The sequence below is a fragment of the Pseudovibrio sp. POLY-S9 genome (assembly GCF_001431305.1).
Lineage (GTDB): Bacteria > Pseudomonadota > Alphaproteobacteria > Rhizobiales > Stappiaceae > Pseudovibrio.
This window is the reverse complement of the sequence record NZ_LCWX01000131.1, coordinates 42,196-55,896: the sequence shown is the minus strand read 5'-3', so window position 1 is coordinate 55,896 and position 13,701 is coordinate 42,196. Positions and strand designations below refer to the sequence as shown.

The following is a 13,701-nucleotide window of genomic DNA, read 5'->3' as shown; positions in this document are numbered from 1 at the left end:
GCCGGCTGCGAATACCCAGGAGTGATTGATGAGGCGCACGGCCATACCCGACAAGTTGCTCAACATTGATGCCAGTTGGAACCACAGGGCTTTGCGGCAAAAATGCAATTTGCCGTGCAACCGTTTTGGCAGGCAGGCTATGGATTGCTTCGCCATCAACGGTGATAGTGCCGCTCTTTAACTTGTTGATCTGGCCGATGGTTTTCAGCAATGTTGACTTGCCGCAACCGTTCGGGCCGATCAAAGCGGCATAGCTGCCCTTTTGAATGGTGAGATTGATGCCCTTGAGCATGAACTCTTCGTAACCGGAGGTGACGTATGAAAGAACGATGCTCATGTGCTTTGTCCTTTTTGTGAGCGGCTCATGATCCAGATGAAGTAAGGAGCGCCCAGCATTGCACTCAAAATACCTGCGGAGACTTCAAGCGGCGGCGCAATAGCCCGTCCAACCGCGTCGGCCAGAACAACCAAAAGTGCCCCCACCAGAGCAGCAGTTGGCAGCAAAAGGCGATGTCGCCCTCCAACAAGAGAGCGACTGATATGCGGTGACATCAAGCCAATAAAGCCAATCACACCAACCACACCAACGGAGATACTGGCAAGCAGGGTTGCAACGCCCAGCAATAAAAGGCGCATCTTAGTCGTGCTTTGGCCTAGTCCGCGGGCGGTCTGGTCTCCCAGTTGTTGCAGGTCCAGTTGATAGGAGAGCACCATAGTCAGACCCAAAAGGCTCACAAGTGGCATCCAAATCGATTGCACATGCACCCACGTACGAGCCCATAGGGAGCCGGTGAGCCAGACAAGTGGGTTTGAGATTTCCAGCGTAGCGGCTGTCACCAGCAGATAATCAACACCTGCATCGCACACCATGCCAACGGCAATGCCAACCAGAGCCAGACGGGCAGGGGAGACTTGGCGCAGATGAGCTGCAAACAACACCACCACCGCAGCAACAATGCCGCCAAGGGCCGCAGCAAAAGGAAGATAAGTAACGGGCACATTGGGCAGGAACATTACTGTGCCCAAAGCAGCCAGTGCAGCACCTGAGTTGATGCCCATGATCTTGGGGCTGGCCAGAGGGTTGCGAATGATAGCCTGTACAATAACACCGGAAACAGCAAGGCTTGCCCCGGCCAGCAAGGCAATCAACACACGGGGAAGCCGTGACTTCCAGATAATATAGGTCTGCTTTTGGCCATCCAGATCAAACAGGCTGTTCAAAATCACATCCAGCGGGATGTTAACCGCGCCCACACCCAGACTGAGCATGCTGACAAAGACGCAGGCAAACAACAGCAGCATTTGGACACGAAAGGCTTTGGTGCTCCGGTGGCTTTTAAAATCTGTACGCCACTGTGCGCCGGAGGCCTCAGAGAGCATGCTCATCAGTCAATCTCCTTGGCCGTGATGGTCAGGTACAAAAAGTAGGGCGCGCCAATCAAGGCTGAAACCACACCCACCGCAGTTTCCTCCGGGAAGTTGATCAGCTTGGAAGCGCCATCAGCAACAAGCATCAAGGTGGCACCACACAGCATAACCGCAGGCACCAGTACACGATGGTCTGTGCCAAAGGCAGCGCGGCACACATGCGGAATGATCAGGCCAATAAACATCACAGGTCCGGCAACGGAAACGGAAACACCGGTCAGGATTGCCGCGAGCAAAATACCGAAAAGCAACGTAAACCGTGGATCAGAGCCAAGCCCTTTTGAGGCTGCTTCGCCAAGCGCCATCAAGTTGAGCTTATGCGACATGAAGAACGTCAGGAGGCCACCTGCCAGACACCAGACAAGCAGCGGCGTTGCCTGTTTCCAGCGCACATCTGCAATGTCACCTGTGGTCCACTGGATCACGGAGAGGGCAAGTTCATCATCCAGCGTAAAAGTGAACCGCACCAATGCAAACGCAAGAGCGCTGACTGCCACACCAGAAAGGATCAGGCGCAGCGCACTTAACGTGCTCTTCAGGCCACCTGCAAGCGTCAGAGTTAGCCCACCGGCAAAGGCAGCACCCAGCACCGCCATGGTGTCGATGTTGAAGAGAACGAGCGAGGGGAACACCAGCCCGATGGCGATGCCCAGAGCAGCGCCCTGATTGATGCCAAGGATAGACGGAGAGGAAAGTGGATTGCGCGTTGTGGCTTGCAGCAAAAGCCCGGCTAGGCCGAGGTTTGCGCCAATCAGTGCGGCAATGAGAGTGCGCGGAGCGCGGATATCGCGCACAATGGAAAGGCTCTGCTCATCAAGTTGAGCAAAGACCGAATTCAGGACTTGGAGAAACCCGATATCTTGTCGGCCACCTGTGGCAAGGGATAACGCCGCTCCACCGAGCAGCGCCATCCCCATAAGGCTCCAGTACATGGCAGTGAGTGGCATGTGCGTGGCTTAGTTCTGAACTTGCTTCATAATGTTTTGCAGGTCATTGGCGGTCATTTCTGCTGCCACCATGCCGCGCAGACGAGACCACACATGCGCTTCCACGTAAAACACGCGGTTGTTTTTCACAGCGCTGATGTTCTCGTAAAGCGCTTCGCCTTTCCAGCCATCCGCAAAGGCTGGGTTTGCGTAGCGGCCCAGAATGAGAATGTCCGGGTTCACAGCAGAAAGCTGCTCCAGAGAGGTCTTCACGTAGTTAGATTCATAAACCGCACCCTTGGTTGGCTTCATACCGCTGACAAAGCCAAAGCCTTTCAACAAAGAGCCATTGTAGGAAACTGGGGAATGCAGCCAAAGCCCCTTTGCGTTGGTCACACCAAACTGGATCTTGTAGTCGCCAGCCTTTTCAAACTGCGCACCAATTTCAGCCATTTTGGCTTTATGCACTTCAACGCGGGCTTTCATCTCATCTGCCTTGCCAACGGCAGCGCCAATCGCTTCCAGCTGCGCAATTGCAGAAGGGTAGTCACCACCCAGACTGTCAAAGACAACCGTCGGTGCAATTTCAGAAAGCGTGTCATAAGCGGCTGTATGCCGGGTCTTGTCGGCAATGATCAGGTCTGGACCCAAGGATGCAATCACTTCAAGGCTTGGTGTCTTACGGGTGCCAACAGAAACCCAGTCCTGCCCAATCTTATCCGTATAGGCGCTGATGATGCGCTCACGCTTCTTATCATCCGCCACACCCACAGGAGCAACGCCAACGGCAGCAAGCGCATCAACAAAGCTATATTCCAGCACAACAATACGCTGAGGCTGATCAGGAACAGTGGTGGTTCCCAGCTCGTGTTTTACATCACGCGCGGACGCTCCAAAGGCAACAAGAGTTGAAAGGGCACCAGCGAAGGCGGCTGCGAAAAGATTGGTTTTCATCGGCTTGACTTCTCATAAGGACGGGCAATAGCAAAGGTTGTAGAGTGAGCTATTGTATACCTGATAATTATAGTCAAGTTTAAATAGGAGTTTTTACCTCATATTTATTCGATAACGCAGACATCCTGCAAATGCCTGCGCATAACCACTTAAGACGAAGGTTGTTCTGACAGCTCGTCCACTTCCATCTCCTTGGCAACTTCTTCATCAGCAAGAATAATCGTTTGCGGTGTGGCCGTGCGCGTTGGCGTAGAAGGCACAAACACACTCTTCTCGCTCTCAGCAACAGCAGAACGCTGTGTGAGGCGCCATAAGGTAAAGGCAAGAATAAGCGCATGGGCTGCAAACGTGGACATGAAAAGGCCGATGGACCCGAAAACGCTCATCAACACGCCGCCCAAAAATGGTCCGATCATGGACCCCACACCAAGCATCAGCAACAAACCACCACTGGTCTGCATCGCATCCCCCGCATCTGCATGGTCATTCGCATGGGCAACCAGCACCGGGTAGAACGTGTAAATCGCAGCGCCAAAAATTACAGCTGAAGCAATGGCCATGTTGGCACTGCTGGTATCTGCAAACAAGAAGATGGAGTCCGCAGCCAAAGCAACCACAGCAATCGCAATCACAACATAGCGGCGGTCCGTGCGGTCTGAGATCATGCCGATTGGGACCTGCGCAAAGGCGCCAGCCAAAATGGATGAACTCACAAACAACGTGATGCTGGCAATCGGCAGTCCAACTTTCCCGCCATATACCGCCGCCAACGTTCCAAAACTGCCGTTGGAAACGCCAGTCAGAACAACAGCAACCACGGCAACGGGAGAGTTACGCCACAGCCGCCTTATATCCAGTTTGACCTGTGCAAGGGGAGCCGGAGCAGGGGTGCGCGTGACAGCTGTCGGGATAAGCGCCACCACATAAAACATGGAGGCAATCACAAAGAACTCGAAGCCATCAATCGGACCCATGGAAAGAACCACCTGCCCACCCGTGGTCGCAGCAAGGTTCACCATGGTGTAGGTGCCAAAAACAACCCCGCGATTGCTTGGGTCCGAGCGTTCCGTCAACCAGCTTTCCACGATCATGGCCGCCCCGGCAAAGGCAAACCCTGCCACGGAGCGAAAGGCAATCCATGCAATGGGATCAACCATCAAAGAGGAGGCCAGAACTGACAAGCACGCCAAAGATGCCATCACACCAAAGGCCCGAATATGCCCCGCCCGCTGCACGATCTTCGGCACACTCAGGCAGCCAGTCACATACCCAATTGCCCAGCCAGTCCCCAACAGACCGAGAGAAAGAGAGGAGAAGCCCTCAAACGTACCTCTAAGCGGCAAATGCATACCGGTAACACCACCGGCAAAAAACAGGAAGGCAGAGCCCAAAAGCAAAGAGGCGATAGGAAGAAGAAACTGACGCATGGCAACGACCCGGAAGCTGGGCAAGTATCCCCGAAAATACTTACCCCGAAAAACACCAGGAAGGATAAGAGCACAACTCCCCCAAAAACGCGACAGCTTTATACCTACCACCCTGCTTGAGAACACCTTTTCACGAAACAGCGAGAACAATCACGGAAACTAGTAATGGAAAGCTGGAAGGAAGTGACTTTCTTCTAAAACTCTGAAGCAAGGAAGGACAATGGAAGTGTTCTGATTTTGTTGGCTTGAATAACGTCTTAGTTAAAGATCTCGTATCAGTAGGGAGATGTATAGAAATAGTGGGTATTTTAAATAATTAATTATGCTCAGTGAATGCGGTGCAACTTACTTATTTCAATGAATTAATTTAACTTATTTACATAAGCTGATACCGAAAGAACACAGGGTACTGCGACTTGCCTGATAATCCAACCAGATATCGAATTGAACGTGGAGATTCGAAAATATATTTGTTAGTTGTACCCACTGAAATTGCTATTTTTAAGAGAATTTAGGGATGCCTCGGGCTGCTGCTGCGGGGCTGAGCCTTTTTGGTGGTTATGGACACGGATTACATCAAGTCAGAGTTCGCTTCGGACAAAAGTATTTTTGCTCGGGTTAACATCGGATCAGTTTGGCTCGTTTTGGCAGTACTAACTGCGCATCTGGTGCTCTACACAGCGATATCAGCGATATTTGCTAGCAACCTGCCTTTGGATTCAATCGAGTCTTTGTATTGGGGTAAAGAATGGCAACTGGGGTACTTTAAGCACCCGCCAATGTCAGCTTGGATGATTGACATTGTTGTAAGGTTCTTTGGGCGCTCGGATTGGATTGTATTCGCCAGCTCTCAAATCTGCACCATCCTGGCGATTATTCCGGTCCTTCTCATCGTTCGTGAGCGATATGGAGCAAAAGCCTGCGGATATACTGTTCTTGCTGTTTTCCTGACGCACTTCACGACACTAACTTCTATCGAATACAACGTGAATATGGGCTTCCTGCCATTTTGGAGCTGGATGGTATTCACTTTTTTGAAGGCCGAAGAAAAAGATAGCCTTTTCTGGTGGGGCATGTTTGGGGTGGTGAGTGCTGGTGGTATGTACGGTAAGTACATTGCTGGTGTGTTTCTAATCAGCGCAACATTATGGGTCTTGCTTAGACGTCGAGATCTACTCTTACGGCCAGGGCCTTACCTCGCTGTAGCTATGTTTCTGATAGCAGTTACACCCCACGTACTCTGGCTAGTGGATACTGATTTTCTCCCAATTAAATATGCGATGAGCCGTTCTGGTAGTGAAGGCACAGCGTGGTATCTGCATTTTGCGATGCCGATCAAGTATCTAATTGAGTTCATTTATTCAGTTGCTCCAATGTTATTTGCGCTTGCAATTGCTACAGGGTGGCAACGGATGAAGTTAGTGTCGTTTGCTCGGGTTGGTGATCTCATCAACGACGTATGGTCAGATCCATTCTTGTTTGCTGTTATCGGGCCCGTCGTTGTAATTGCTGCAATCTCTCTGGGACTTGGTGCTGACATCAAGACTGCATGGTCTATCCCACTTGGTGTTGTGTTTGCAGGTCTTATTGGTGCTGCAGCCAATTCATTGGATGTCGGTCTAGGTTCTTTCAAACAGCGCTTCATAGCTTCGTGGACTATCCTGTACGGCCTGCTGGTACTGATTTATGTCGGCATATTCGTGTTTTCTCCAGTGGTGAAAAGCAAGCCTGCTCGCATGCAGCATGATGGCTCGGCATTAACTCAGATCGTGGAAAAGTATTGGTACAACCACGAGGCTGAGCCTTTTGAGTACACCATTGGTAGTCGTTGGCCAGGAGGAACTGTGGCTTGGTATGCGTCTCAACGGGCATCACTCTTTGAAAAGGCAAGTCTTAAGTATTCCCCGTGGATTGACGAGAAAGATCTACAAACCAAAGGCGCGGTCTACGTCGACTACAAAGAACCTAAGACCAAGGTTGCTGGTATGTGTGTCACTGACCCGCAAAAAGTCCGTTGGCCAATGCCTGATGGTCGTGTCTACAAAAAACACCCTGAAGTTTGGATTGCTGTTTTGAAACCTGCATTAGGTCCAAATGCTGTGACATGTGAGGAAGAAAGACCATGAGTGAAAACACCCTCACACTTGCAGTGCCAGTATTTAACGAATCTGAGTCTTTGGAGGTCTTTCACCAACGTCTTGGAAAAGTTGCTGAGCAACTCATTGATCAGTTCGCGTTAAATATCGAAATTCTTTACGTAGACGACGGCAGCTCTGACGGCAGTCCCATGATCATGAACCAGCTTCCAAGTGGCCGGTTCAGTGTGAAAACCGTTTGCTTTAGCCGCAACTTCGGCAAGGAAGCTGCGCTGGTGGCGGCAATAGAACGCTGTCAAAAAGGTGCGATTGTTTTTCTTGATAGTGATGGTCAACATCCACCTGAAATGTTGCCTGAGTTTGTTCGCCGCTGGAAAGAGGAAGGCAATGATGTTGTCTATGCGGTTCACAATAAACGGCAAGATCATCCGATCAAACAGAAGCTGGTTGGGATCTTTTATCGCTTGATAAATGCAGGGAGCAGGTTCGAGATTCCTGCAAATGCTGCTGACTACAAGCTGCTATCTCCTCGTGCTTTGGAAGCGTTGAAAGCTTGTCAGGAACGCATTCGTTTCTTTAAAGGCCTTTCTACTTGGATTGGCTTCAAGCAGAGTGCGATTGAGTATGAGCCAGAAGCGCGTATCTCAGGTACCACCAAGTGGAACTTCTTGAAACTTCTTAGTTTGTCGTCCGAAGGTGTTATCTCGTTCTCAACGGTGCCTTTGCGGGCGACGATGTTCCTGGGTGTAGCGATTGCTATTCCATCGTCTCTTTACGGTTTCTGGATCGTGTTATCTTCGCTTCTTCTCGGCAATGACGTACCTGGTTACTCATCCCTTTTCACCGCAACGGTCTTCTTAGGCGGACTTCAGCTGATCTTACTGGGGGTTGTTGGTGAGTACGTTGGACATATGCTGCGTGAAATTAAGCAGCGTCCGATTTACATCGTCGCAGAAGAACATAGCCGAAGCGCCAAAACAACCGAGGTGGCAAATGCGCTTGGTGGCTGATGATTACGCCTACACTTCGGAAATCAGCAAAAGCATTCTGTGGTTGCTGGAGAACGACAAGATTCAAGGCACCTCGTGCATGGTGGTCACAGATGCATGGCCACAGGACGTGACAGCCTTAAAGGCGCTGAGTGAGCAGAGGCCCGATATCCAGATCGGGCTTCATATCACGTTGACAGGGGACTGGCTTAAGCCATCATCCTCAGCTTTGGAATGGGCTGCGTTCCCAACAATGCCGCAGCTCTTGCTCAAATCGCACTTACGCAAGTTGAATACCTGTCAAATCGAGAAAGAGATTGCATCGCAGATTGAGAATTTTCAACGCGATTTCGGCCGTCTTCCCGATTTTGTAGATGGTCATGAGCATGTACATCTGTTCCCCCAAATCCGAAATGCATGCGTCAAGGCATTGCATGCTGCTGGGTTTAAAGGTTGGGTGCGGCAGTGCGGGGGGCCGCTAAAGGGTGTTCTGAAGCGACCTCATCGTTTTAAGTCATTGTTCCTGAACTACCTAAGCTGGTTGTCTAGGAAACAAGCTGATCGTTATGACATACGCTATAACAGGGATTTTGCAGGCATCTACGATTTTTCGATGAAAAGTGATTTTAGCGGCTTGCTGGAAACATGGCAGCAGACTGCGTCTCAGGATAGTGTTTGCATGTGCCACCCAGGGGTCGCGCATTCTAACTCAAATACTCCAGATCCAATTGCTCAATCACGAGAACGCGAAATGCGTGTCCTATCGGAAGCAACACGATAACAATTGCTACGAAGGGCGGGATACAGCTTGCGACCCAACTCTTCACACCAACGCATTGAGCATTAGCCCTTGTTCAGGGTATTCAGGTGGTGTTGGTGTCACTTCGGGTGATTCAGTGTGGTGAGAGGGTTGGGTGTGGTTTTATTTCGTCGGGCTTCAGAATTTGCGATAAGTCAGCTGCATCAGGTTATGGTTTTGGCGTTCTCCGATTATGTCATCCAGATGGATATGCCGCTCGCCGATTTTGAGCGGATGATTATGGCTCGAGGCTTTGACGCGGATTTGTCCTGGGTGGCCACCGACAATGAGCAGCTGGTTGGCTTCTGGTTCATCGGCAAGCAAGGCGCTTATCCTGGCACCATCTACGCAGTCTCCACCGGAACTGTGCCACAGGCGCGAGGCAAGGGGATTGCGAGCAAGCTCTTTGCCAAAGTGGAAGAACACGCAGCTCGCCAAGGCTATCATCGCGTCCAGCTGGAGGTGATCACCAGCAACACGGCAGCCGTAAAGGCCTACGAAAAGCTCGACTTCCAACCGCAGCGCAACTTCCAGTGCTTCAGCCTGCACAAAGCAGCATTCGCTGAACGGAGCTTTGAGCATACGCCAGTGTCCGCTGACTGGACTGAGATTGAAACGAAAGCCGCTGAACTGTGGGAATGTGCTCCCAGCTGGCAAAACACTGCATTCGCGATCCGCGCACTTGCTGAGGGTGTTACCACCTACAAGATTGAGCAGGATGGTCAGCTTGCAGCCTATATCGCGTTTACCCGCAAAACCGGCGCAGTCATGCAAATCGCTGTGGCTTCGGAATATCGTCGTCAGGGCCATGCCTCTGCGTTGCTCAAAGCTGCGTTTGACAGTGTGAGCAAAGATGCGCTCACGTTCATTAATGTGGATGAAGGGGATGGGACCATCATGCAGGCCCTGTCAAAACTGGGGGCAACAAAAACACTGCAGCAATATGAGATGCATAGAGCATTGCAAACAAACACAGCTCATGATCAAGAGAGCATGCTGACCACCCCCTAACTGGCAATTCTCATGACACAACTGCGCCGCTCTCTCTGGTTCTATCTCAGCTCGTTCATCGTGATCTATACGATGGTGCAGGTGGCTGTAACTGTGCTGGTCTATCACTATGGCATCAAAGAAGCGGGCAATCTGTTCATTGAGCTCGGTTTGCCTGTGGTTTTGGTCAGCCTGATCTTTGTGCGCCGCGAACATAAAGCACCAACCGGCTCTGTGTACTGGGGTCTGTTTGTCGGCTCTCTCTCCGTCAGCATACCCATTTCCATGATGGTGCGCAGCTATCTGCTGTCCGGCAGCGATTATGCTGGTGCGCTCAGCCCGGTCCCGTCCTTTGCGGGAGATGAGATGGGGCTCTTCTTCATCATTGACCTGGTGGTCCGCGCACTTGCGTTTGGCATCGGTTACGGGTTTTTCGCCCGTCTTCTGTGTGATGCACAAAACCGCTCGAAAGAGCCGAAGTAACTCTCCTGAACCACACAAATCCTGAAAATCAGTGGCTGGCGGAACCATCCTCCGGCCTGCTTTGCTGTCTGCATCCACTGCGTGTTCCCGAAAAAGAACCCGCGGTCGTTGGAGGGCGAACAGGCCTGGGAAAAGCCTGAAGCTGCTTGGTGATCCTGACGCTAAGAGACGCTGCACTATGAGAATTTTTGCATAAATGTCATTTGCTTTGCACTTGCTAACACGAGTTAGCAGGTGTAGTTAGCAGGAGAGAAGAACAATCGCGAGTCGAAAGGGAGGCCGCGTATGAAACAGACATGTTACGCTGGCATTGATGTCGGTTCTGCAAGTGCACGTGTAGGACTGTTCAATGAAAATGGAGAGCGACTGGCCTTCGCAGTCCGGCCCATCAAGCAGTTCCATGGACGTACAAACTTCGTAGAACAGTCCTCCACAGACATCTGGCAGCAGATTTGCGCGGCTATGAAAGAGGCGATGGCCAAGGCAAACGTGTCCGCAGACGAGATCCGCTCGTTGGGCGTGGACGCCACCTGTTCGCTTGTGGCCGTAGCGCAGGGGGGCAAACCTGTCTCCGTCGCTGAAAATGGTGATGCTGATCAGGACATCATCATGTGGATGGACCATCGGGCTGCCGAGGAAACGGCGCTGATCAACGCTACGGGCGATGAGGCACTCAAGTATGTGGGCGGTGAAGTCTCCATTGAGATGGAACTGCCGAAAATCCTCTGGCTCAAAACCCATTATCCAGATCGTTACACCAACACAGTCCGCTTCTTTGATCTGGCCGACTATCTGGTCTGGAGAGCAACAGGAGCAGATGCCGCCAGCACCTGTACGCTGACCTGTAAATGGAACTATCTGGCCCACGAAGGCCGCTTTGCGGAGGATATGCTGCAAGCCGTTGGCCTGCATGATCTGCCGGAAAAAGTACCGGAAAAAGTGCTGGATCTGGGGCAAGCTGCAGGCGGTCTGTCAGAGCAGGCTGCAAAGGACCTCGGCCTCAATGCAGGAACACCGGTTGCAGCTGGCATCATTGATGCGCACGCAGGTGGTCTGGCGCTTATTGGGGCAGAACCGGACGGTGGTCTTGCCATCATCAGCGGTACTTCAAACTGCCACATGATCGTCAACGAGAAACCAGTCATGGTGCCGGGCGTCTGGGGCCCGTACTGGGGCGCCATGCTGCCGGGGTACTGGCTAGGCGAGGGCGGACAGAGCGCAGCTGGCTCTCTGGTGGAATGGACCATCCGGCAATCTGACGCCTATGACGAGCTCAAAGCCGAAGCCGCCAAACAGGGCATGCACGAGATCGCACTCCTCAACAACTGGGTGCTGGATCTGGAGGCGCGGGAAGCGAACCCGACCCGCGGCCTTCATGTCCTTTCTGACCATCACGGCAACCGCTCGCCACGTGCCAATCCGCATGCAAAGGGCGTTGTCTCCGGCCTGACGCTGGAAACGGGTCGGGATGCACTGGCCCGCCTTTATCTGGCAACACTGCAATCCATCGCTTATGGCACGCGGCATATCATCGAGGAAATGACGAAGGCCGGACACAGCATCACCAAGCTGTTCATGTGCGGCGGAGCCACCAAAAACCCGCTCTGGCTCAGAGAATATGCCAACATCACGGGCCGTGAAATTCAGCTGGCGGAAGAAGACGATGCCGTCACGCTGGGCGCTGCCATTCTGGGTGCCGTGGCTTGCGGAGACTTCAGGGACATTCCATCAGCCAGCGCAAAGCTGGTGCGTGTTGGTGGTCTCATCAAGCCGGTGCGCAGCACCGCTGAGTTCCACACTGCCAAATATCAGGTCTACCTCAATCTTTACGACAACCATCAGCACCACAAGGCGCTCATGGAAAAAGCCATTTAATTATCAAAACAAGTTCAGGAGGACACCACGTGCTCAACCTGCCACAGGCCCTAGCGCCTATCTGTGTAGCAGACAAGGAAATCCTTGTCGTCACCAATGCCGACCTTCGCGAAAGCGCCAATGTCGCTTGTTGGCCAACCTTTGAGGATTACGCGCAGCGATTGGAAACTGCGCTGACCGCACAAGGTTTCAAGATGAAGCGTGCCCATGAGTATGATGCAGCGCGCGGTCACGGCTTTATTTCTTCGCAAAAAGAAGGCTCGGAGCTGTTTGCGCGGATTGATCCGGAAGCCCCGCTCATCGTGTTGCTCACTGCATGGCAGTACTCACACCACATCGCGCCATCGCTTGCAAAGCACAAAGGACCAATTCTGCTGCTTGCCAACTTTGATGGCACATGGCCCGGTCTCGTCGGCATGCTCTGTATGGCAGGGTCTTTGACGAGCCTTGGCGTAGACTATTCCCGTCTGTGGTCCCAGTCGTTTGAGGACGAGTTCTTCAACTCAAGCCTCGCCTCATGGCTACAGGACGGCAAACTCAGCCATGACACCTCCTATCTGCAAGATGTCTCCGCAAACCATGCGGTTTTGCAAACCCCAGCTGGTCAGGCAGGGCAACAGGTAGGCGAGTACATCCTCAAGAACAAAGCCATCCTTGGTCTGTTCGATACCTTCTGCATGGGCATGATGAACGGTTACTTCCCGGTCAAAGCCCTTACAGATATCGGCATGCCGCTGGAAAGCCTTTCTCAGTCTGCGCTTCTGGTGGAAATGGAGAAGGTGCCTCAGTCTCTGCGTGAAGAATGCCTGAAGTTCTACGAGGACCGGGGCATGACCTTCCAGTTCGGCAGCGATGATGCAACTGAGCTGACCCGCGAGCAGGTGCTGGAACAATGCGCCATGATGATCGCCATGGCCCGCTTCACAACGCGCTTCGGTCTCTCTGCCGTTGGTGTGCAGTATCAGCAAGGCCTGAAAGACAGCTGCGCGGCTTCTGACTTCGCCGAGGGGGCAATCGGCTCAACAGTGCGCTTCCTGATCCCGGACGAAGACGGCTCCATCATCTGGGAAGGCAAACCAATCCCATGCATCAACGAAGTGGACATGGGCACTGCTATTCCGCAAACCATGATGTGGCGCCTGCTGGATGCCATGGGCCTGCCAGCAGAAACCACGCTACATGATGTGCGCTGGGGCAGTGAGTATGAAGGCACCTTCTATTGGGACTTCGAAATCTCTGGCTCCGTTCCCTTTGAACATCTCAAAGGCGGTGTTGCAGGCGCGACAGGCTATCGCCAGCCAGCCATGTACTTCCCCAAAGGCGGTTCCAGCATTGCGGGCCAGTGTAAGGCGGGAGCATTCTTCTGGGCGCGGGCGCATTATGAGGGCACACAGGTCATCATGCACATCGGCACAGGCCATGCGGTTGAATTGCCGGAAGACGAGTTCGAGCGTCGCCGCAAAGCCACCACCTATGAGTGGCCATTGATGAACTGCACACTCGATGGTGTTGGCCGTGACGATCTGATGGCAGGGCACCAGTCCAACCACATCACGGTGGCCTATGTGCCGGAAGACAAGCTGCGCGATGTGCTGCAGGCATTCGTGGCTCAGGCACTCACACAGGGCATTAATGTCAAAATCGCAGGCTCTGCGAAGGACATGCTCTGAGCCTTTGAAAATGAGTTTGAGCATCGCGTGGTGCTCAAACTCACGCAAGTGCCGCGGGATATCC

At 52.5% G+C, this 13,701-nt stretch carries 12 protein-coding genes; 7 read left to right on the top strand and 5 right to left on the bottom strand.

Features of this window, described 5'->3' with window-relative positions; all coding sequences use genetic code 11:
• The 5 genes from PPL9_RS33215 to PPL9_RS11385 form a co-directional block, all read right to left on the bottom strand.
• Nucleotides 1-337 (bottom strand): ABC transporter ATP-binding protein (locus tag PPL9_RS33215; protein WP_208989314.1); only part of this gene is annotated, 337 nt, incomplete at its 3' end.
• Nucleotides 334-1,386, bottom strand: coding sequence for an iron ABC transporter permease (locus tag PPL9_RS11400; protein WP_082596762.1), 1,053 nt, complete (start codon nt 1,384-1,386; stop codon nt 334-336). The genes PPL9_RS33215 and PPL9_RS11400, both read right to left, overlap by 4 nt.
• Nucleotides 1,386-2,375, bottom strand: coding sequence for an iron ABC transporter permease (locus tag PPL9_RS11395; RefSeq protein WP_082596760.1), 990 nt, complete (start codon nt 2,373-2,375; stop codon nt 1,386-1,388). Before PPL9_RS11395 ends, PPL9_RS11400 begins: the two co-directional genes overlap by 1 nt.
• Nucleotides 2,376-2,384: 9 nt before the next feature.
• Nucleotides 2,385-3,308 carry a Fe(3+) dicitrate ABC transporter substrate-binding protein gene (locus PPL9_RS11390; RefSeq protein WP_057462809.1) on the bottom strand — a complete coding sequence of 308 codons (924 nt, stop codon included), beginning with the start codon at nt 3,306-3,308 and terminating at the stop codon, nt 2,385-2,387.
• Between the two features lie 149 nt (nt 3,309-3,457).
• Nucleotides 3,458-4,735, bottom strand: coding sequence for an MFS transporter (locus tag PPL9_RS11385; protein ID WP_057462808.1), 1,278 nt, complete (start codon nt 4,733-4,735; stop codon nt 3,458-3,460).
• Nucleotides 4,736-5,295: 560 nt separating this feature from the next.
• On the opposite strand from PPL9_RS11385, the gene PPL9_RS11380 reads away from it, so the two are divergent.
• The 7 genes from PPL9_RS11380 (at nt 5,296) to PPL9_RS11350 (ending at nt 13,637) form a co-directional block, all read left to right on the top strand.
• Nucleotides 5,296-6,861 (top strand): glycosyltransferase family 39 protein, encoded by a 1,566-nt coding sequence (locus PPL9_RS11380; protein ID WP_057462807.1) that lies wholly within the window; start codon nt 5,296-5,298, stop codon nt 6,859-6,861.
• The gene (locus PPL9_RS11375; RefSeq protein WP_057462806.1) at nt 6,858-7,841 is read left to right on the top strand and encodes a glycosyltransferase family 2 protein; all 984 of its coding nucleotides are present in this window, start codon (nt 6,858-6,860) and stop codon (nt 7,839-7,841) included. Before PPL9_RS11380 ends, PPL9_RS11375 begins: the two co-directional genes overlap by 4 nt.
• The gene (locus tag PPL9_RS11370) at nt 7,750-8,601 is read left to right on the top strand and encodes a ChbG/HpnK family deacetylase (RefSeq protein ID WP_152986669.1); all 852 of its coding nucleotides are present in this window, start codon (nt 7,750-7,752) and stop codon (nt 8,599-8,601) included. Before PPL9_RS11375 ends, PPL9_RS11370 begins: the two co-directional genes overlap by 92 nt.
• Nucleotides 8,602-8,736: 135 nt before the next feature.
• Nucleotides 8,737-9,630 carry a GNAT family N-acetyltransferase gene (locus tag PPL9_RS11365; protein WP_208989313.1) on the top strand — a complete coding sequence of 298 codons (894 nt, stop codon included), beginning with the start codon at nt 8,737-8,739 and terminating at the stop codon, nt 9,628-9,630.
• Between the two features lie 12 nt (nt 9,631-9,642).
• Nucleotides 9,643-10,092 carry an ABZJ_00895 family protein gene (locus PPL9_RS11360; RefSeq protein ID WP_057462804.1) on the top strand — a complete coding sequence of 150 codons (450 nt, stop codon included), beginning with the start codon at nt 9,643-9,645 and terminating at the stop codon, nt 10,090-10,092.
• A 285-nt stretch (nt 10,093-10,377) separates the two neighbouring features.
• Nucleotides 10,378-11,967: an FGGY-family carbohydrate kinase gene (locus PPL9_RS11355; protein ID WP_057462803.1), complete on the top strand. Its 1,590-nt coding sequence runs from the start codon at nt 10,378-10,380 to the stop codon at nt 11,965-11,967.
• 29 nt (nt 11,968-11,996) lie between these two features.
• Entirely contained in the window at nt 11,997-13,637 is a 1,641-nt protein-coding gene (locus tag PPL9_RS11350; protein ID WP_057462802.1) for a signal transduction protein, read from the top strand.
• Nucleotides 13,638-13,701: the final 64 nt, after the last annotated feature.